We start from the raw sequence: 19,721 nt of genomic DNA, 5'->3' as shown, positions 1-19,721 counted from the left end.
AGAGAGTTTTTTTCCCAAAACTTTCTATGCGCCGGCATAGGCTATTCGAAGGGGTAGGTTTGCTGGACAATGTCGTGTGAACCTCAACTGACAAAACGTTTGGGTGTTCACCAACGTGTAACTTATTTATTTGGGTAAGCTTTTAATGAAAACTTTTACAGCTAAACCAGAAACCGTAAAACGCGACTGGTATGTTGTTGACGCGACCGGTAAAACTCTGGGCCGTCTGGCTTCCGAACTGGCTCTGCGCCTGCGCGGTAAGCACAAAGCGGAATACACTCCGCACGTAGATACCGGTGATTACATCATCGTTCTGAACGCTGACAAAGTTGCTGTAACCGGCAACAAGCGTACTGACAAAGTGTACTATCACCACACCGGCCACATCGGTGGTATCAAACAAGCGACCTTTGAAGAGATGATTGCTCGCCGTCCTGAGCGTGTGCTTGAAATCGCGGTTAAAGGCATGCTGCCAAAAGGCCCGCTGGGTCGTGCTATGTTCCGTAAACTGAAAGTTTACGCTGGCAACGAGCACAACCACGCGGCACAGCAACCGCAAGTTCTTGACATCTAATCGGGATTATAGGCAATGGCTGAAAATCAATACTACGGCACTGGTCGCCGCAAAAGTTCCGCAGCTCGCGTTTTCATCAAACCGGGCAGTGGTAAAATCGTAATCAACCAACGTTCTCTGGAACAGTACTTCGGTCGTGAAACTGCCCGCATGGTAGTTCGTCAGCCGCTGGAACTGGTCGACATGGTTGAGAAACTGGATCTGTACATCACTGTTAAAGGTGGTGGTATCTCTGGTCAGGCTGGTGCGATCCGTCACGGTATCACCCGCGCTCTGATGGAGTACGACGAGTCCCTGCGTGGCGAACTGCGTAAAGCTGGCTTCGTTACCCGTGATGCTCGTCAGGTTGAACGTAAGAAAGTCGGTCTGCGTAAAGCACGTCGTCGTCCTCAGTTCTCCAAACGTTAATTGTACTCTGCTTCGGCAGACGACAATTTGCGAAAAAACCCGCTTTGGCGGGTTTTTTTATCGTTATTTCTCGCCTCAGATCCACGGTAATCCGCTGATTGCCACCTCTTTTTCCCCATTTCAAGAATCGACTCACCACAAAGGTCACAAAATCTGGTAAACTATCATCCAATTTTCTGCCCAAATGTCCGGTATCGTTCATTTTTTGTTTGTATTTTGAACAGCAATGACTTTCCCGAGTCTGGGTGACATCACTTCTGGCTGGCCACTGAGTGGCTGGTAGCAGTAAAAATTCTGAATATACCTGGAGGTTTTCATGGCTGTCGCTGCCAACAAACGTTCGGTAATGACGCTGTTTTCTGGTCCTACTGACATCTATAGCCATCAGGTCCGCATTGTGCTGGCTGAGAAAGGTGTTAGTTTCGAGATTGAGCACGTGGAGAAGGACAATCCACCTCAGGATCTGATCGACCTCAACCCGAATCAGAGCGTACCGACACTGGTGGATCGTGAGCTGACCCTGTGGGAATCTCGCATCATTATGGAATACCTGGATGAGCGCTTCCCGCATCCGCCGCTGATGCCGGTTTACCCGGTTGCGCGTGGTGAAAGCCGCCTGTACATGCAGCGTATTGAAAAAGACTGGTACACGCTGATGAATGTCATCGTGAACGGTTCTGCATCTGAAGCCGAAGTCGCGCGTAAGCGTCTGCGCGAAGAACTGCTGGCAATTGCGCCAGTATTTGGCCAGAAACCTTACTTCCTGAGCGATGAGTTCAGCCTGGTAGACTGCTACCTGGCGCCGCTGCTGTGGCGTTTACCGCAGCTGGGTATTGAATTCAACGGTGCAGGTTCGAAAGAACTGAAAGGGTACATGACTCGCGTCTTCGAACGTGACTCTTTCCTGGCTTCTCTGACTGAGCCTGAACGTGAAATGCGTCTGGGCCGGGGTTAACCTGTATGGATTTGCCACAGCTAACACCACGCCGTCCGTATCTGCTGCGCGCATTCTATGAGTGGTTGCTAGACAACCAGCTCACGCCGCATCTGGTGGTGGATGTGACGCTCCAGGACGTGCAGGTTCCAATGGAATATGCGCGTGACGGGCAAATTGTTCTGAATATTGCACCGCGTGCGGTGGGCAACCTGGAACTGGCTAACGATGAAGTGCGCTTTAACGCGCGCTTCGGTGGTGTGCCGCGTCAGGTGTCTGTGCCGTTGGCTGCTGTTCTGGCAATTTATGCACGTGAAAATGGCGCTGGTACGATGTTCGAACCGGAAGCCGCCTACGATGAAGATGTCGCCAGCTTAAATGATGACGACAACGACGCGTCTGGTTTTGAGAGTGAAACAGTCATGTCGGTCATTGATGGCGATAAGCCTGACAATGGCGACGACAACGATCCTGATGACACTCCGCCGCCACCTCGCGGTGGGCGTCCAGCGCTGCGCGTAGTGAAATAAATAGTGAAATAAAAAAACAGGCCCTTTCGGGCCTGTTCTGTTTTCTGGCTTCGGGATCAGTAAAACAGCGCGATGGTGGCTACCATATTCACCACAAATCCTACTGCCATCGGGATTGCTGTACGTTTTACCACTTCAAAGGGCGATACGCCGGCAATACCTGATGTCACGACAATTACAGCGGTTATGGGTGACACCGCGCGGGCAAGCGTAGTGGCAAAATGCATCGGCATAATCATCACTACTGCAGGAATATGCAGCCCGGCGGCAATATCCGGAATGAGGCTGGCAAAAGACATAAACGGTGCGTTGCCTGACCCCATGACAATCGCACAGGCGGCGATGACCATCGCCATGATGATCATCACGCCAATGCCGCCAAGACCGGAATGCTCTGCGCCTTTTATTACGGCGTCGACAGTCCCGATAGTCGTCAACCCTTTCGCAAAGATTTCACCGGCGACCACCAGCGTGACAACGTTGGCAAACTGCGTCCCCATGCCGTCAAAAAAAGCCTGCACATCATCCATCGTTTCGCGCAGATTATGTTTATGCAGGAATTCAACAAACATAGTCAGCGTCATGCTCATCAACATCACCACCACCAGATTCAACTCTGCTTTCATTAGCCCCATTTGCGCAAGAGCAAGCGAGCCCAGCATCAGGATCAGCGGCATGACGGGTAGAATGGCGTAATAGAGCGGAGGTACGTTTTCCAGCGTCTTTGGTTCAGCAAATCCGTTGCTTTCCGGTGCGGCTTTTTTATCAAACTGACGCTGAACGAAAAAATGCGCAATGGCGACGGCAACAATGACACACGACGCGACGGGCAACTGGTATTGAAAGAAATAAGTGGCGATTTTCATACCCGCGACCTGCGCGGCAAAAATAGAGTTGGTTTCCAGAATGCCCCATTCAATCGACATCGAAGTGGCAATGACCGCAACAGCGGATAAACGGCTCACGCCAAGACTGACCAGCGTTGGGAACAGCGTCACCATCAGCAACATACCTAACCCGGATGCGCTGGTAATGAACTGCGCCATGATCTGACCAATCACATAGGTGGCGGCAAGCACAACATAGGGTGAGCGGATTAGCTTGAGCGGGCGGCTTAACAGGCTAACCATCGCTCTGCTGGCTCCCATTCTGTCCATATAACGGGCATAACCACCCACCGCCATGATTGATAACCCCAGTCCGGCCGCGCGGTTGGAGAGCATACGCAAAATTTCGTTGTAAATATCGACCAGTAGATAGCCACTGCTCTTATCGTCAGCGACCAACACGCCGTAGCCCAGCCAGACGCCGCAGATCATCAGGAAGATCCCGGCGGCGGCCAGCACGACCTGCGGTTTGTAGTTTTTGAGGATCAGGTAACCCATCGTTAATAAAACGATGACAGAGATAATGATGCCGAACATTGTTTCACTCCATGCCAGAGAAGAAGATAAATCCGGTAATAACGCTGTTATCCCAACGGATGTTATATTTTTCTGGGCATTTTTTATGGAGTGAATATCTTATTTTTAATTCGAGGGTTTAATTATTTATCGTTATAAAATAGATGGTTATGATAAATTATCACGTTAATGTTCATAAATTTCATGAAGATGATATAACTCTATTCAATTAAAAATAGGCGGAAGATACTCGCTTAAAATAATATTGCTGTTACGTATGTTATCAATAAGCCAGCGGGGGCGGATCGACCATCATTTCACCCTGCTTTCGATCCTGTGTTAGGATAAACCCGCTGTTGTTTGTCACCACGACTTAGCTGAATGGACCCTATGAACGCATTTGATTCGCAAGCTGAAGACTCTCCATCCACCATTGGCCGTAGCTTACGCAATCGCCCGCTGGCGCGTAAAAAACTGTCTGAAATGGTTGAGGAAGAACTGGAGCAGATGATTCGTCGTCGGGAATTTGGCGAGGGCGAACAGTTGCCGTCTGAGCGGGAGCTGATGGCCTTCTTTAACGTGGGCCGTCCTTCTGTACGAGAAGCGCTGGCCGCGTTAAAACGCAAAGGTCTGGTACAAATCAACAACGGCGAGCGCGCCCGCGTTTCGCGTCCTTCAGCTGATACCATCATCAGCGAGCTGTCTGGTATGGCGAAAGATTTCCTCGCACATCCCGGCGGCATTGCCCACTTCGAGCAGTTGCGACTGTTCTTTGAATCAAGCCTGGTTCGATACGCCGCCGAACATGCGACGGATGAGCAAATCGACAGGCTGGCGAAAGCGCTGGAGATCAACAGCCAGTCGCTCGATGACAATACGTTGTTCATCCGTTCGGACGTTGATTTTCACCGCGTACTGGCGGAGATCCCGGGCAATCCCATCTTTATGGCGATCCATGTTGCGCTGTTAGACTGGTTAATTGCTGCCCGTCCGGCCGTTGCCGATCAAGAATTGTATGAACACAATAACGTGAGTTATCAGCAGCATATCGCTATTGTCGATGCGATTCGTCAGCGCGATCCTGAAGAAGCAGACCGTGCACTGCAAGAACATCTCAATAGCGTTTCCGCAACCTGGCACGCCTTCAGCAAAAGTAAAAAATTGCGTAAGTAATCGCGATCCTGACGATCTTTTAAACCCAAAATCATTCAAGTTGCATCAAGGCGGCAAGAGAGCGAGTCCCCTGGAGCATAGATAACTATGTGACAGGGGTGAGCGAACGCAGCCAACGCAGAGGCGGCTCGAAGGATGAAGTGTTTAGTGAGGTAGATCGCACTATAAGCGTTCTCTATTGTATTGCTGCTTATTTGATCTGGTATAACAGGTATAAAGGTATGCAGTCAGATAACACTAATCATCGTCAGAGGTCGTTATGGCAAGAAATTTAAAAGGCGTAATGCCAGCGTTATTAACTCCATTCGATAACCAACAGAAACTGGACATCGAGAGCCTGCGCCGTCTGGTGCGTTTCAACATTGGGCAGGGGATCGATGGGCTCTACGTTGGTGGCTCAACGGGTGAGGCTTTTGTCCAGAACCGCGCTGAAAGAGAGCAGGTTCTGGAAATTGTTGCTGAAGAAGCAAAAGGCAAGGTGACGCTGATCGCCCATGTTGGCACGGTGAGCACCGAAGAGAGTCAACAGTTGGCGAGCGCTGCGCATCGATACGGATTTGATGCGGTTTCGGCCGTCACGCCGTTTTACTATCCGTTCAGCTTTGAAGAGCACTGCGATCACTACCGCGCAATTATCGATTCCGCCGATGGCTTACCGATGGTGGTCTATAACATCCCGGCACTGAGCGGCGTAAAACTGACGCTGGATCAGATCAACACGCTGGTGACGTTGCCGGGCGTTGGCGCACTGAAGCAAACTTCTGGCGATCTCTATCAGATGGAACAGATCCGCCGCGCTCATCCCGATCTGGTGCTTTATAACGGTTATGACGAGATCTTCGCTTCTGGACTGCTAGCAGGCGCAGATGGTGGTATCGGTAGCACTTACAACATCATGGGATGGCGTTATCAGGGAATTGTGAAAGCGCTCAAAGAAGGCGACATCCGCACGGCGCAAAAGCTGCAAACCGAGTGCAATAAGGTTATCGATCTGCTTATTAAGGTTGGCGTGTTCCGCGGCCTGAAAACAGTACTGCACTATATGGATGTGGTTTCTATTCCACTGTGCCGTAAACCCTTTGCTCCGGTAGATGAACGCTATCTGCCGGAACTGAAAGCGCTGGCAAACCAACTGCTGGCGGAAAAGGCGTAATCGCGGGTCGCCGGGGGCGCTTCGCTTGCCCGGCCTGGATTTTTCGACCGTAAGCCGGGTAAGGCAAAGCCACCACCCGGCACAACAACAAAGATCGTCGGGAGAGTAAAATGAGTATTTCTACCCAGAGCATCCCGTGGTATCGCCATCTCAATCGGGCACAATGGCGGGCATTTTCCGCCGCCTGGCTGGGATATTTGCTTGATGGTTTCGATTTTGTGTTAATCGCCCTGGTGCTGACAGAAGTGCAGGGCGAATTCGGACTGACGACGGTGCAGGCCGCCAGCCTGATCTCGGCCGCCTTTATCTCCCGTTGGTTTGGCGGGTTAGTGCTGGGGGCAATGGGCGACCGTTACGGACGCCGTCTGGCAATGGTCACCAGCATCATTCTGTTCTCCGTGGGGACGCTGGCCTGCGGCTTCGCGCCGGGCTACACCACCATGTTTATCGCCCGCCTGGTTATCGGTATGGGAATGGCGGGTGAGTACGGCTCCAGTGCAACCTATGTTATTGAAAGTTGGCCTAAACACCTGCGAAATAAAGCCAGTGGCTTCCTGATTTCCGGTTTCTCTGTTGGCGCGGTGATCGCCGCGCAGGTCTACAGCCTGGTGGTTCCGGTCTGGGGGTGGCGCGCGCTGTTCTTCATCGGCATTCTGCCAATTATCTTCGCCCTCTGGCTGCGTAAAAATATTCCGGAAGCGGAAGACTGGAAAGAGAAACACGAAGGCAAAGCGCCAGTGCGCACGATGGTGGATATTCTCTACCGGGGCGAGCATCGGGTAATTAATATTCTGATGACGATCGCCGCTGCAACCGCGCTGTGGTTCTGCTTTGCTGGCGACCTGCAAAATGCGGCTATAGTGGCGGTCCTCGGCCTGATATGTGCGTTTATTTTCATTAGCTTTATGGTGCAAAGCAGCGGGAAGCGCTGGCCGACGGGCGTCATGCTGATGGTGGTCGTACTATTCGCCTTCCTGTACTCGTGGCCGATTCAGGCACTGTTGCCAACCTATCTGAAAACCGAACTGCTGTACGATCCTTCCACGGTGGCCAGAGTGCTCTTCTTTAGCGGTTTTGGTGCGGCGGTCGGTTGTTGCGTCGGCGGTTTTCTTGGCGACTGGCTGGGTACGCGTAAAGCCTATGTCTGCAGTTTGCTGGCCTCGCAGTTGCTGATTATTCCGGTGTTTGCGATAGGCGGTTCAAACGTCTGGGTACTGGGTTTGCTGCTGTTTTTCCAGCAAATGCTCGGCCAGGGGATCTCCGGGATCTTACCAAAATTGATTGGCGGCTATTTCGATACCGACCAGCGTGCGGCGGGCCTGGGCTTCACCTATAACGTGGGCGCACTGGGTGGGGCTCTGGCACCGATCATCGGCGCGCTGATTGCCCAACGTCTGGATCTGGGCACCGCGCTGGGATCGCTCTCTTTCGGTCTGACATTTGTGGTGATCCTGCTGATTGGTCTCGATATGCCGTCTCGCGTACAGCGCTGGCTGCGTCCTGAAGCGTTACGTACGCATGATGCCATTGATGGTCGACCGTTCAGCGGGGCTGTGCCGTTCGGCGGTGACAAAAGCACCATGGTGAAATCCAAAAGTTAATCCCATTGCCCGGTGTTGAACCGGGCTATTAGCGTAAGGGAAGAAGTATGTCGTTACTTGAGCAACGGGATAAAAAGCGTATCACCGCGATGCAGAAGGCGGTGTCATGACCACATTGGCAATTGATATCGGCGGTACCAAACTGGCTGCCGCGCTGTTAGACAGTAATCTGCAAATTCGCGAGCGGCGTGAATTGCTGACGCCCGCCAGCAAAACGGCGGAGGCGCTGCGCGCTGCGCTGCAAGCACTGGTTGCACCGCTACAGGGGCGTGCTAATCGGGTGGCGATCGCCTCGACGGGGATTATCCGTGAGGGGGCTTTACTGGCGCTGAATCCGCATAACCTTGGCGGGTTGATGCATTTTCCGCTAACACAAACGCTGGAACAAATCACCGGCCTGCCGACGCTGGCAGTCAATGACGCACAGGCGGCGGCCTGGGCGGAATACCACGCTATGGCAGATGAGATAAGCGACATGGTGTTTATCACCGTGTCGACAGGCGTCGGCGGCGGCGTGATCAGCAACGGCAAGTTACTCACCGGGTCTGGTGGTCTGGCTGGGCACTTAGGACATACGCTGGCGGATCCCAATGGACCGGCCTGCGGCTGCGGACGTGTGGGCTGCGTCGAGGCGATTGCTTCCGGTCGAGGGATCGCGGCTGCAGCCGAAGGTACGCTTGCTGGATGCGACGCCAAAACCATTTTTAGCCGCGCCGGGCAAGGAGATGAGCAGGCAAGCAGGTTGATCCATCGCTCGGCGCGTACTTTGGCAAGGCTTATCGGCGATGTGAAGGCCACGACCGATTGCAAGATTGTGGTGATTGGCGGCAGCGTTGGGCTGGCTGAAGGATATCTGGCGCTGGTGGAACATTATCTGGCACAAGAGCCCTTGGCCTATCACGTGGAATTACTGGCGGCGCATTACCGCCATGACGCTGGATTACTGGGGGCCGCGCTGTTGGCCCAGGGAGAATGATGATGATATCAGATGAGTTGCGTTCACTGCCTTCTGCCGGATTACATCCGGTCTTACAGCAGGCATTAACGCTTGCCATTGCGGCGAATCCGCAGGAGAAAACGCCAGGGCGCTACGCGTTGCAGGGCGATACTATTTTTATGAATGTCATGCAGTTTGCGACGCAGAGCCCAGAGCAAAAGAAAGCGGAACTGCATCAGCAGTACATTGATATTCAGGTGCTGTTGTCTGGCGAAGAACGCATTCTGTTCGGGATGACCGATTCTGCTCGCCAGTGCGATGAGATGCATGTTGAGGATGACTATCAGTTGTGCAGCGAGATTGCCGATGAGCAGGCGATCGTACTGAAGCCGGGAAGATTTGCGATTTTTATGCCGGGCGAGCCGCATAAACCGGGCTGTATGGTGGGGGGGCCGGGGGAAATCAAAAAGGTCGTGATCAAGGTGCGCGCCAGCTTATTACAAGCCTGACGATGAGAGACCGTGTCGGATGGCAAGGCTTGCGCCATCCGACACTGGATAGAACAACTTAGCGCTTAAACGTCACCGCTTCCGGCTGCGCCAGATGCAGCGTGGTCTGGCTTGGCACTGTCTCAGCAATGACTAGCCCGTGACGAATGGAATAACGTGCAGGCGTCTGGCGACGAACTGCGTCAAACCCATTTTCTGCCGCTAAAATCACCAGATTTCCGGAGTTTCCCACGTTCAGACCGTAATCCTGCAGGTGCAGGGTTTTCGCACTGTGGGTGGTAACCAGGTTCAGCCCATCGTTGATTTGTCCGTATCCCATCAGCTGACACACATGTAATCCCATATGCAGTACCTGCAGCATATTGGCGGTGCCCAGCGGATACCACGGGTCGAAGACGTCATCATGGCCGAAGCAGACGTTGATCTCCGCTTCCAGCATCTCTTTGACGCGCGTTACGCCGCGACGTTTAGGATACGTATCAAAGCGCCCTTGCAGGTGAATATTTACCAGTGGGTTCGCGACAAAGTTAATGCCGGACATTTTCAACAGGCGAAAGAGGCGGGAAGCATACGCGCCGTTATAGGAATGCATTGCCGTGGTATGGCTGGCGGTCACGCGTTCGCCCATATTGTCACGATGCGCCAGCGCCGCGACGGTTTCAACAAAGCGTGACTGCTCATCGTCAATTTCGTCGCAGTGCACATCGATAAGCCGATCGTATTTCTGCGCCAGAGCGAAAATTTTGTGCAGCGACTCAACGCCATATTCACGCGTAAATTCAAAGTGGGGGATCGCGCCAATGACGTCTGCGCCCAAACGCACGGCTTCCTCTAATAGCGCTTCACCGTTGGGGTAAGAAAGAATGCCCTCTTGCGGGAAGGCGACAATTTGCAGCTCTACCCACGGCGCGACTTCTTGCTTCACCTCCAGCATGGCTTTCAGTGCAGTCAGCGTCGGATCGGAAACGTCAACGTGCGTGCGGACATACTGGATGCCGTTGGCCATCTGCCACTTCAGCGTCTGCATGGCGCGCGCTTTGACGTCTTCGTGCGTGAGCATTGCCTTACGTTCGGCCCAACGCTCAATGCCTTCAAATAACGTACCAGACTGGTTCCAGCTCGGCTCGCCTGCGGTTTGCGTGGTGTCCAGATGGATATGTGGCTCAACGAACGGTGGAATGGCCAGGCCGCCTTCGGCATCAAGCACTTCGCCCTGCGGTAACGTGGCGGTGTCCTGTGGCTCAATCCGGCTGAAGCGCCCGTTTTCAATCGTGAGCTGCCACAATCCTTCGCGTCCCTGTAAACGTGCCTGACGAAGGGTGATGTTATTATTCTGCATGGCTGACCTCTGGTGATTTAGCAAGGCTGCGATTGAAAAGTGGATTCAGCAGGATATAGCTGAATACGCCGCCAAGTACGGCGTTGACGGGCACAATACCGGGAATATAGTGACCTGCGGCAATGCCCAATGCAACGGACAGGATCGCTATCCAGTTTACGGAAATAAATTGCGCTTTGCTGAAGTCGGCATAGCGACGATGGTTCAGCAGATAGTCGGCGATGATCACCCCGCCAATCGGAGGAATTGCTGCCGACAGAAAAGTCAGCCAACCGACAAAGTTATTGTAAAGCCATAGCGCGCACAATGTGCCGATAATACCGTTAGCCACCGACAGCGTACGGCTGGAAAGGCCGGTAATATTGGCAAATCCCAGACCTGAGGCATACAGCGCATTGTCGTTAGTCGTCCAGATGTTCAGACCGAGCACTACAATCGCGGGCAGCAGCAGTCCCTGGGCAATCATCACGTCAGAGATATCCGCCTGTCCAACGGCAGCCGCGCCCGCAGCGCCGAAGATGAACATCAAGGAGTTGCCAAGGAAAAACGCCACCATGGCAATCAGCACCGCGCCTTTGGCGTTGCGACCAAAGCGAACGAAGTCGGCGGTTAATGTTCCTGCGCTGACAAACGAACCGACCACCAGCGCCAGGGCGGTGGAGAAATTCAGCGGCGTCTGCGGCACTATCGCTTTTAAATGGTCTAAACCGCCGACATCACTCACCGCCAGCCAGACGGAGTAGCTGCCAAGAACGACGATGGCAGGCACGGCGATGATAGATAAAACGGTCAGCGCCGAGATGCCAAAAAAGATGGTCAGGGTCATCAACAGACCGGAAACCGCAATCAGGATATTGACGTCAATTCCTGTCGCTTTGCCCACCGGGATAGCAAACATAGCCACACCCACGCCAAACCAGCCTACCTGCGTACCGCCTAACAACAGTGAGGGAAGCCATGAACCTTTCAAACCAAATGAGTAACGCGCCAGAAGGTGGGTTGAGAGCCCTGTTTTTGCGCCGATAAAACCGAGAAATGCAGTGTAAATACCGAGGAGAAGATTACCGAAGAGAACTGCCAGGAAGAAATCATTATAGGAAAGACCGGTACCGAGTGTGCCACCGGTCCACATACTGGCGGAAAAAAATGTAAGCCCCAACATGACAAATGTTAGTGGAACCACGCCTTTCCGCGCCGCCAGAGGGACGGGGCCCTGGCTATAATTGTTGTCCTGCGACACAACGCCTCCATGAATTTTGCCCAAAAAATCCGTCGCATAATATACAGTTCTCAGAATAAAGCAAACGATTACGTATAATCTTTACATGGTTATTATTTATGGTGTTGATGATTGCGTTGATTTTCCTTGGTCGACAGTTAACCCGCGTCTGTGAGTTGAGTTCCCAGCATGGTTTGTGAACGAATGAGCTCGTCTGCAAGTAATTTTTCATCAGGTAGCTGTACTTTGTACTCGCTCGCCTGGATGGTATTCGGTAGGCCGTTCAACGCGTAGTGCGCTTCCCCCGCCCCTTTTCCTGCGCACAGAATCAGCCCGACTGGCGGATTTTCCCCCGGTATCGTCCAATGTTCTTTGGCATAGTTCAGATACATATTCATCTGCCCGGCATCCGCATAGCTGAATTTGCCTACTTTTAGATCAACGAGCAACAGGCAGCGTAAACGACGATGAAAGAACAGCAGATCGACGCGGAACCAGTTATCGTCAATGCGCAATCGACGCTGGCGGCCAACAAAAGCAAAATCGTCGCCGAGCTCCAGCATAAAGTCCATCAGGTGATTGATCAGCGCCTCTTCAAGATCCGATTCTGAATACTCATCCTTGAGGCCAAGAAACTCCAGAATGAACGGATCGCGGATGGCCTTTTCAGGCAAGACTTCAGGCTCCGTCGGGACTGCCTTCTGCAACATGGCGGATTTGTCGCGGGACAACAGCGTCCGCTCATAAAACTGAGTGGCAATTTGTCGATTGAGCTGCCGTACTGACCAGCCGTTACGGAGAGTCTCTTTCTCATAAAAAGTGCGGGCATCGGCATTTTTAACAGACAAGAGGCGGACATACGCCGACCAGGGTAGTGGGAATGTTTTGGCGAGTTGTATGAGATTTTGAGATTCACCAGACAGTGTCTGCTGAATCTCAATTTGCTGAAAATAAAGATAAAACATACGCATTTGCCGTATGTTTACCATGGAAAACCCCCGTTTATAGCGTTGGTTTAGATCCACTGACAGCCGTTCAATAAGCTGAGCGCCATAGGCTGCCCGGGATTCACCACCTTGCTCAAATTCAACAATTCGTCGACCAATTTCCCAGTAGGTCGCCGTCATTAGTGCATTGATACTACGGACGGTTTCTGTCCGCGCGGTGTCCAGTAGTCGAACAATTCCGTTATGGATTTGCTGATAGTCATCTGCATCCTGAAGTGACGTCGGCGTGGTCATACTTCATCCCTTTCGTGAAAGTTACGGTGTAAAAATATTCCGCGATCAATACGCCCGGGTGCTGAAGTGGTCAATCCACGTTCTACTAATTACAAAGACTTGCAGTCTTAATTGCGAGTAGCTTTCAAAGAATGGTGGAGAAATACGGAGAAAAAAAGCCCCTGTCGACAAACGTGAACAGGGGCCAGAGAAGGCTCTTTTACACTTCCAGGTAATTCAGAATCCCGTCTGCCGCTTTACGACCTTCGGCAATCGCGGTGACCACCAGATCCGAACCGCGCACGATGTCGCCACCGGCGAAGATTTTCGGGTTGCTGGTCTGGAAAGCGTTGTCGCTACGTTCCGGGGCAATAATGCGCCCCTGTGAATCCAGTTCGACGCTGTGCTCTTTCAACCATTCCATGCTATGTGGGCGGAAACCAAACGCCAGGACCACGGCATCAGCCGGAACAACGTGCTCGGAGCCAGCGACGATCTCCGCACGGCGACGTCCCTTCGCATCCGGTTCGCCCATTTCAGTACGCGCCATTTTCACGCCGCACACTTTCCCGTTGGCATTCACTTCCACACCTAAAGGCTGGACGTTGAACTGGAACTCGACGCCTTCTTCGCGCGCGTTTTTCACTTCGCGTTTCGAACCCGGCATGTTCTCTTCATCACGACGATAGGCGCAGATAACATGCGAAGCTTCCTGACGTACGGAGGTGCGCACGCAGTCCATCGCGGTATCGCCACCGCCGAGCACGACGACACGTTTGCCTTCCATGCTGATATATGGCTCATTGCTGCTTTCGCCAAAGCCCATCAACTGTTTGGTATTGGCAATCAGGAACGGCAGGGCATCAAACACGCCATCAGCGTCTTCGTTTTCCAGCCCGCCGCGCATCGACTGATAGGTTCCTACGCCAAGGAACACGGCGTCGTAATCCTTCAGCAAATCATTGAGCTGTACGTCACGGCCTACTTCCACGTTGAGTTTGAACTCAATGCCCATGCCGGTGAAGATTTCACGGCGACGGGTCATGACCTCTTTTTCCAGCTTGAAGGCTGGGATACCGAAGGTCAGCAAGCCGCCGATTTCCGGGTGACGGTCAAATACCACCGCCTTTACGCCGTTGCGGGTCAGCACATCAGCACAGGCCAGGCCCGCTGGCCCCGCACCGATAATCGCCACGCGCTTGTCCGTCTGGCGAACGCCGGTCATATCCGGACGCCAGCCCATCTCGAACGCTTTATCGTTGATATAGCGCTCAATATTGCCGATAGTTACCGCGCCAAACTCATCGTTCAGCGTACAGGATCCTTCACACAGTCGATCCTGCGGGCATACACGGCCACAGACTTCCGGCAAGGTGTTGGTCTGGTGCGAAAGCTCTGCCGCTTCAAAAATACGTCCCTCATTCGCCAACTTCAGCCAGTTCGGGATGTAGTTATGCACCGGACACTTCCACTCGCAGTACGGGTTACCGCAGGACAGGCAGCGATCTGCCTGTGCTTTGGCCTGACCTTCAGAAAACGGCTCGTAGATCTCGATAAATTCGATCTTACGGATCTTCAGCGGCTTCTTCGGCGGATCAACACGCTGCAGGTCGATAAATTGGTATACGTTCTGACTCATTGCTGCTACCCCTTACTGCGCCTGCACACGCAGCTCTGCTGCGCTACGACTACGGTGACCCAACAGTGCTTTCACATCACTGGATTTTGGTTTTACCAGCGCGAATTTCGCCGAGAATGATGGCCAGTTCGCCAGGATCTCTTCGCCGTGAGAAGAACCGGTATGCTGTACGTGCTCGGTAATCAGGCCGCGCAGGTGCTCTTCGTGGATCGCCAGCGAGTCCACGCTCAGCACTTCGACCAGTTCCGGGTTTACGCGTTTGCGGAATTCACCGTCTTCGTCGAGCACGTAGGCGAATCCGCCGGTCATGCCCGCGCCGAAGTTAACGCCGGTTTTGCCGAGAATACAGACGATGCCGCCGGTCATGTATTCACAGCCGTTGTCGCCAATACCTTCAACCACGGTGATTGCGCCAGAGTTACGCACTGCAAAGCGCTCACCCGCACGACCCGCAGCAAACAGGCGACCACCGGTGGCGCCATACAGGCAGGTGTTACCGATGATGCTCGCTTCATGGCTACGGAAAGCAGAGCCAACCGGAGGACGCACTGCCAGCAGACCACCCGCCATGCCTTTACCGACATAGTCGTTGGCATCGCCGGTCAGATACAGCTCCACGCCGCCCGCGTTCCACACGCCAAAGCTCTGGCCTGCAGTACCGCTGAAGTGCGCTTTGATCGGGTCAGACGCCAGCCCCTGATCGCCATGCGTCTGAGCGATATAGCCCGACAGCGATGCGCCGACGGAACGGTCGGTGTTGCGGATATCGAACCAGAAGGTTTTGCTCTGGCGCTCGTCGACAAACGGCTTCGCCTGCTGTAACAGCTGGGCGTTCAGCACGCCATTATCAAACGGCGGGTTGTTCTCGGTGCAATGCAGCGCTTTACCAGGATGCGGTTCGGCGGTTTCCAGCAGACGAGACAGCTCCAGCTTCTGCTGCTTGGCGGTGAAGCCATCCAGCTCTTTGAGCAGGTCGGTGCGACCAATCAGATCCACCAGGCGGGTAACGCCCAGCGAGGCCATCAGCTCGCGCACTTCACGGGCGATAAATTCAAAGTAGTTGGTCACTTTGAACGGCAGGCCGTGATAGTGGTTCTTACGCAGTTTCTCATCCTGAGTTGCAACACCGGTTGCGCAGTTGTTCAGGTGGCAAATACGCAGATATTTACAGCCCAGCGCCACCATCGGGCCGGTACCGAAGCCAAAGCTTTCTGCACCCAGAATTGCCGCTTTAATGATATCGACGCCGGTTTTCAGACCGCCATCGACCTGCAGACGAATCTTGTGACGCAGACCGTTAGCCACCAGCGCCTGCTGGGTTTCCACCAGGCCTAGTTCCCACGGGCAGCCCGCATATTTCACTGATGAGAGCGGGCTTGCGCCTGTGCCGCCATCGTAGCCAGCAATGGTGATCAGATCCGCATAGGCTTTCGCTACGCCAGTGGCGATGGTACCAACGCCTGGTTCGGAAACCAGCTTCACCGAGATCATCGCCTTCGGGTTGACCTGTTTCAGGTCGAAAATCAGCTGCGCTAAATCCTCGATAGAGTAGATATCGTGGTGCGGCGGCGGGGAGATCAGCGTCACGCCCGGTACGGAATAGCGTAGTTTGGCGATGTACGGGGTGACTTTATCACCCGGTAACTGACCACCTTCGCCAGGTTTCGCGCCCTGAGCGACTTTAATCTGAATGACATCGGCATTGACCAGGTATGCCGGGGTTACGCCAAAGCGACCGGAAGCAACCTGCTTAATCCGTGACACTTTATTGGTGCCATAGCGCGCCGGGTCTTCGCCGCCTTCACCGGAGTTCGAATTGCCGCCGATGCTGTTCATGGCTTCGGCCAGCGCTTCGTGTGCTTCCGGGCTTAATGCGCCGATAGACATGGCGGCGGTATCAAAGCGTTTAAACAGTTCGGTCGCGGGTTCTACTTCGCTAATGCTTACGGCTTCATCGCCAGGCGTAATCGCCAGCAGATCGCGCAGCGTGGCCGCCGGACGCTCATTAACCAGCTTGGCGTATTCCTGATAGTCGCTGTACTCGCCGCTTTGTACCGCCTGCTGCAGAGTGCGTACCACGTCCGGGTTGTAGGCGTGGTATTCGCCGCCGTGGACGTACTTCAGCAAACCGCCCTGGCTGATAGGTTTACGCGCCAGCCATGCATGTTTGGAGAGGTTCAGCAGATCCTGCTGGAAGTCGGTAAACCCTGCACCGCTAATACGGCTGACCACGCCCTGGAAGCACAACGCAACCACATCATCGTGCAGACCAACGGCTTCAAACAGCTTCGAGCAGCGGTAGGAGGCAATGGTCGAGATGCCCATCTTGGACATGATTTTGTACAGACCTTTGTTGATGCCGTTACGGTAGTTCAGCATCACGGTTCGGTAATCTTTGGCAATCGCCTGAGTGTCGATCAGACGTCCCAATGTTTCATACGCGAGATACGGATAGATTGCCGTCGCGCCAAAACCGAGCAGGACGGCAAAATGGTGCGGATCGCGGGCACTGGCGGTTTCAACGATGATGTTGGCGTCGCAGCGCAGGCTTTGTTCTACCAGACGCGTTTGCACTGCGCCCACGGCCATCGGCGCCGGAACCGGCAGACGATTTTTAGCGATGTTGCGGTCAGAGAGTACCAGCAGTACCGTGCCGTTACGCACCATCTGTTCCGCCTTATCGCACAATGCTTTGACGGTCTCTTCGAGCGTAGTTTCGGTCGCGTCGAAGGTGATATCCAGACGGTCAGCGCGATAATGCTCCTCTTTCATGGTGGTAAGCTGGGTGAAATCGGAGTACAGCAGGATCGGCGATTTAAAGCTCAGGCGGTGTGCCTGACCTTCGGCTTCGCAGAAGACGTTCATCTCACGACCGATGCTGGTGGCCAGCGACATAACGTGCGCTTCACGCAGCGGATCGATCGGCGGGTTAGTCACCTGCGCGAACTGCTGGCGGAAGTAGTCATAAATGATGCGCGGCTGGCTGGAGAGTACGGCAAACGGGGTATCGTCACCCATTGAACCGACCGCTTCCTGGCCATTTTCGCCGAGCACGCGGATCACGGAATCCAGCTCTTCAGCGCTGTAGTTAAACTGTTTCTGATAGCTGGCGAGGGTGTCATCGTCCAGTTCACGGCTGCCGACCTGATCGTCAGCCAGGTCTTCGAACGGCACCAGACGGCGGACGTTTTTCTCCATCCACTCTTTGTATGGGTGACGGCTTTTCAGGTCATCATCGGTTTCGGCGGAGTGGAGAATGCGCCCGCTGCGAGTATCGATAACCATCAGCTCGCCAGGGCCGACGCGGCCTTTCTCTACCACTTCATCCGGCTGATAATCCCAGATCCCGACTTCAGAGGCGCAGGTAATCAGCTTGTCTTTGGTGATGACGTAGCGTGCCGGACGCAAGCCGTTACGGTCAAGGTTACAGGCGGCAAAGCGGCCGTCGGACATGACGATGCCCGCCGGGCCGTCCCACGGTTCCATGTGCATGGAGTTAAAGTCAAAGAACGCGCGCAGCTCCGGATCCATATCCGGGTTGTTCTGCCATGCCGGTGGAACCAGTAAGCGCATGGCACGGATGATGTCCATCCCGCCTGCCAGTAGCAGTTCCAGCATGTTATCCATCGAACTGGAGTCTGAGCCGGTTTCGTTAACAAACGGCGCGGCGTCGTGCAGATCCGGGATCAACGGGGTCTGGAACTTATAGGTACGGGCGCGCGCCCATTGGCGGTTGCCGGTGATGGTGTTGATTTCACCGTTGTGCGCCAGATAGCGGAACGGCTGCGCCAGCGGCCAGCGCGGTACGGTGTTGGTGGAGAAGCGCTGGTGGAACAGGCAGATGGCCGATTCCAGACGCAGGTCTGCCAGGTCCAGGTAGAAGCGCGGCAGATCCGCCGGCATACACAGACCTTTATAGATATTGACCAGGTTCGACAAGCTACAGACGTAGAAATCTTTGTCTTGCAGGAGGCGTTTTTCGATACGACGACGCGCGATGAACAGGCGACGCTCCATATCACGCGGACGCCAGCCCGCAGGGGCGTTAACAAAAATTTGCTCGATACGAGGCAGGGAGGAGAGCGCAATTTCACCGAGAACACCTTCGTTGGTCGGCACGTCGCGCCAGCCGACAATCGACAGGGTCTCCTGCTGTAATTCTTCTTCAACAATGCGACGAGAAGCCGCAGCCAGCTCAGGGTCTTTATTTAAAAAGATCATGCCGACGGCGTAGTTTTTGGCTAAACGCCAGCCGCGCTCTTGCGCCACGATGCGGAAAAAGCGGTCAGGTTTTTGTAACAGCAGGCCGCAACCATCGCCAGTTTTTCCATCGGCAAGAATTGCGCCACGGTGCTGCATACGGGCCAGTGCGTGTATGGCGGTACGCACTACCTTGTGGCTAGGTTCGCCTTCTATGTGGGCGATCAGGCCGAAACCACAGTTATCCCTCTCAAGGGATTTATCGTACAACATATCAGTGAACCTCCCCAGGCTCTGAGGGATTCCCATCTGGACCGTTGCGCACGGGCACACCAAGAGCATGGCGACGGGGTTTGCGTGTCATACGCTTACCTCGCATTCGCCCTCTTTATCCTTTTCGCACAGGTCAAACAAGTTTGAGGACTTGCTTCAGAGGGAATCTCAATTACTGCATAAATATGATGAGCAGACTGCTCATCCAGAAAGCTTCCAGCGGATTTCCAAGTTATCGGGAATCCACACACAGGTCAAATGGCAATCTTATTTATGCAAAAATGTGCTATAGGGCAATTAACTTTATGAAAATGTTGAAATAAAAGGATTTTTTACATTGATTTAACCTAAGAGGAATCCCCCTGGAAGTGTGATCTGTCTCACTGTCAGAAAGGCTGGATATCCCTCGTCCTCCCTTTATTTATCGAGATGACTGGCATTTTATGCTGGTTTTTAGAGTTCAGGCGTCTTAAAGATACTGTTTTTACGCTCAGAGTATAAGAAGATAAAAAAAACCGCTGAATATAAGGAAAAGTAATTATATTTTGAGTGAATGAAATTTCAATTATTTTGATTTGTTATGCAATAAATAAAGGCTCGCCAGGGCGA

The 19,721-nt window shown here is 53.5% G+C and carries 15 protein-coding genes; 9 read left to right on the top strand and 6 right to left on the bottom strand.

Annotation, left to right across the window (positions count from 1 at the left end; translation table 11 throughout):
* Positions 1-145: 145 nt before the first annotated feature.
* The 4 genes from rplM (at position 146) to sspB (ending at position 2,446) form a co-directional block, all read left to right on the top strand.
* Positions 146-574 carry a 50S ribosomal protein L13 gene (rplM, locus tag C2U41_RS19775; protein WP_003025141.1) on the top strand — a complete coding sequence of 143 codons (429 nt, stop codon included), beginning with the start codon at positions 146-148 and terminating at the stop codon, positions 572-574.
* A gap of 15 nt (positions 575-589) precedes the next feature.
* Positions 590-982 carry a 30S ribosomal protein S9 gene (rpsI, locus tag C2U41_RS19770; RefSeq protein ID WP_003025138.1) on the top strand — a complete coding sequence of 131 codons (393 nt, stop codon included), beginning with the start codon at positions 590-592 and terminating at the stop codon, positions 980-982.
* A 316-nt stretch (positions 983-1,298) separates the two neighbouring features.
* Positions 1,299-1,937 (top strand): stringent starvation protein SspA, encoded by a 639-nt coding sequence (gene sspA / locus C2U41_RS19760; protein ID WP_003025132.1) that lies wholly within the window; start codon positions 1,299-1,301, stop codon positions 1,935-1,937.
* Positions 1,938-1,942: 5 nt separating this feature from the next.
* Positions 1,943-2,446: a ClpXP protease specificity-enhancing factor gene (gene sspB / locus C2U41_RS19755; protein ID WP_003025130.1), complete on the top strand. Its 504-nt coding sequence runs from the start codon at positions 1,943-1,945 to the stop codon at positions 2,444-2,446.
* A 56-nt stretch (positions 2,447-2,502) separates the two neighbouring features.
* Here sspB and dcuC read toward each other — a convergent pair whose 3' ends face one another.
* The gene (dcuC, locus tag C2U41_RS19750; RefSeq protein ID WP_103848544.1) at positions 2,503-3,870 is read right to left on the bottom strand and encodes an anaerobic C4-dicarboxylate transporter DcuC; all 1,368 of its coding nucleotides are present in this window, start codon (positions 3,868-3,870) and stop codon (positions 2,503-2,505) included.
* 360 nt (positions 3,871-4,230) lie between these two features.
* Here dcuC and nanR point away from each other — a divergent pair, with 360 nt between their 5' ends.
* From nanR to nanQ, 5 genes are all read left to right on the top strand, one after another.
* Positions 4,231-5,022 (top strand): transcriptional regulator NanR, encoded by a 792-nt coding sequence (gene nanR, locus C2U41_RS19745; protein ID WP_003844825.1) that lies wholly within the window; start codon positions 4,231-4,233, stop codon positions 5,020-5,022.
* 259 nt (positions 5,023-5,281) lie between these two features.
* Positions 5,282-6,175, top strand: a complete 894-nt coding sequence (nanA, locus tag C2U41_RS19740) for an N-acetylneuraminate lyase (protein ID WP_003839909.1) — start codon at positions 5,282-5,284, stop codon at positions 6,173-6,175.
* Positions 6,176-6,285: 110 nt separating this feature from the next.
* On the top strand, positions 6,286-7,776 hold the full coding sequence (locus C2U41_RS19735) for an MFS transporter (protein ID WP_032950325.1): 1,491 nt from the start codon (positions 6,286-6,288) through the stop codon (positions 7,774-7,776).
* Between the two features lie 106 nt (positions 7,777-7,882).
* Positions 7,883-8,752, top strand: coding sequence for an N-acetylmannosamine kinase (gene nanK, locus C2U41_RS19730; protein WP_048241994.1), 870 nt, complete (start codon positions 7,883-7,885; stop codon positions 8,750-8,752).
* 2 nt (positions 8,753-8,754) lie between these two features.
* Positions 8,755-9,222 carry an N-acetylneuraminate anomerase gene (gene nanQ / locus C2U41_RS19725; RefSeq protein WP_003025108.1) on the top strand — a complete coding sequence of 156 codons (468 nt, stop codon included), beginning with the start codon at positions 8,755-8,757 and terminating at the stop codon, positions 9,220-9,222.
* A gap of 58 nt (positions 9,223-9,280) precedes the next feature.
* Here the strand turns inward: nanQ and C2U41_RS19720 are convergent, their stop codons facing one another.
* The 5 genes from C2U41_RS19720 to gltB all read right to left on the bottom strand — a co-directional run bounded on the left by C2U41_RS19720 (position 9,281) and on the right by gltB (position 19,112).
* Positions 9,281-10,561, bottom strand: coding sequence for a cytosine deaminase (locus C2U41_RS19720; RefSeq protein ID WP_048241995.1), 1,281 nt, complete (start codon positions 10,559-10,561; stop codon positions 9,281-9,283).
* Positions 10,551-11,801 (bottom strand): cytosine permease, encoded by a 1,251-nt coding sequence (gene codB / locus C2U41_RS19715; RefSeq protein ID WP_003844832.1) that lies wholly within the window; start codon positions 11,799-11,801, stop codon positions 10,551-10,553. The genes C2U41_RS19720 and codB overlap by 11 nt, the downstream gene beginning before the upstream one ends.
* Before the next feature lie 137 nt (positions 11,802-11,938).
* A complete protein-coding gene (locus C2U41_RS19710) occupies positions 11,939-13,021 on the bottom strand; it encodes a PDDEXK nuclease domain-containing protein (RefSeq protein ID WP_003025099.1) in 1,083 nt (360 codons plus the stop codon).
* A gap of 199 nt (positions 13,022-13,220) precedes the next feature.
* The gene (locus tag C2U41_RS19705) at positions 13,221-14,639 is read right to left on the bottom strand and encodes a glutamate synthase small subunit (RefSeq protein WP_003025096.1); all 1,419 of its coding nucleotides are present in this window, start codon (positions 14,637-14,639) and stop codon (positions 13,221-13,223) included.
* Positions 14,640-14,651: 12 nt separating this feature from the next.
* A complete protein-coding gene (gltB, locus tag C2U41_RS19700) occupies positions 14,652-19,112 on the bottom strand; it encodes a glutamate synthase large subunit (protein WP_146051400.1) in 4,461 nt (1,486 codons plus the stop codon).
* Positions 19,113-19,721 lie beyond the last annotated feature (609 nt).

Origin of the sequence: Citrobacter freundii complex sp. CFNIH4, from assembly GCF_002934505.1 — a bacterium.
Taxonomy (GTDB): domain Bacteria; phylum Pseudomonadota; class Gammaproteobacteria; order Enterobacterales; family Enterobacteriaceae; genus Citrobacter; species Citrobacter freundii.
This window is presented reverse-complemented; position numbering and strand designations above follow the sequence as displayed.

Bases quoted from the DNA above. Each gene is read 5' to 3' on its own strand.
- rplM (WP_003025141.1), top strand. From the start codon at position 146: ATGAAAACTTTTACAGCTAAACCAGAAACCGTAAAACGCGACTGGTAT.
- rpsI (WP_003025138.1), top strand. From the start codon at position 590: ATGGCTGAAAATCAATACTACGGCACTGGTCGCCGCAAAAGTTCCGCA.
- sspA (WP_003025132.1), top strand. From the start codon at position 1,299: ATGGCTGTCGCTGCCAACAAACGTTCGGTAATGACGCTGTTTTCTGGT.
- sspB (WP_003025130.1), top strand. From the start codon at position 1,943: ATGGATTTGCCACAGCTAACACCACGCCGTCCGTATCTGCTGCGCGCA.
- dcuC (WP_103848544.1), bottom strand. From the start codon at position 3,870: ATGTTCGGCATCATTATCTCTGTCATCGTTTTATTAACGATGGGTTAC.
- nanR (WP_003844825.1), top strand. From the start codon at position 4,231: ATGGACCCTATGAACGCATTTGATTCGCAAGCTGAAGACTCTCCATCC.
- nanA (WP_003839909.1), top strand. From the start codon at position 5,282: ATGGCAAGAAATTTAAAAGGCGTAATGCCAGCGTTATTAACTCCATTC.
- C2U41_RS19735 (WP_032950325.1), top strand. From the start codon at position 6,286: ATGAGTATTTCTACCCAGAGCATCCCGTGGTATCGCCATCTCAATCGG.
- nanK (WP_048241994.1), top strand. From the start codon at position 7,883: ATGACCACATTGGCAATTGATATCGGCGGTACCAAACTGGCTGCCGCG.
- nanQ (WP_003025108.1), top strand. From the start codon at position 8,755: ATGATATCAGATGAGTTGCGTTCACTGCCTTCTGCCGGATTACATCCG.
- C2U41_RS19720 (WP_048241995.1), bottom strand. From the start codon at position 10,561: ATGCAGAATAATAACATCACCCTTCGTCAGGCACGTTTACAGGGACGC.
- C2U41_RS19710 (WP_003025099.1), bottom strand. From the start codon at position 13,021: ATGACCACGCCGACGTCACTTCAGGATGCAGATGACTATCAGCAAATC.
- C2U41_RS19705 (WP_003025096.1), bottom strand. From the start codon at position 14,639: ATGAGTCAGAACGTATACCAATTTATCGACCTGCAGCGTGTTGATCCG.
- gltB (WP_146051400.1), bottom strand. From the start codon at position 19,112: ATGTTGTACGATAAATCCCTTGAGAGGGATAACTGTGGTTTCGGCCTG.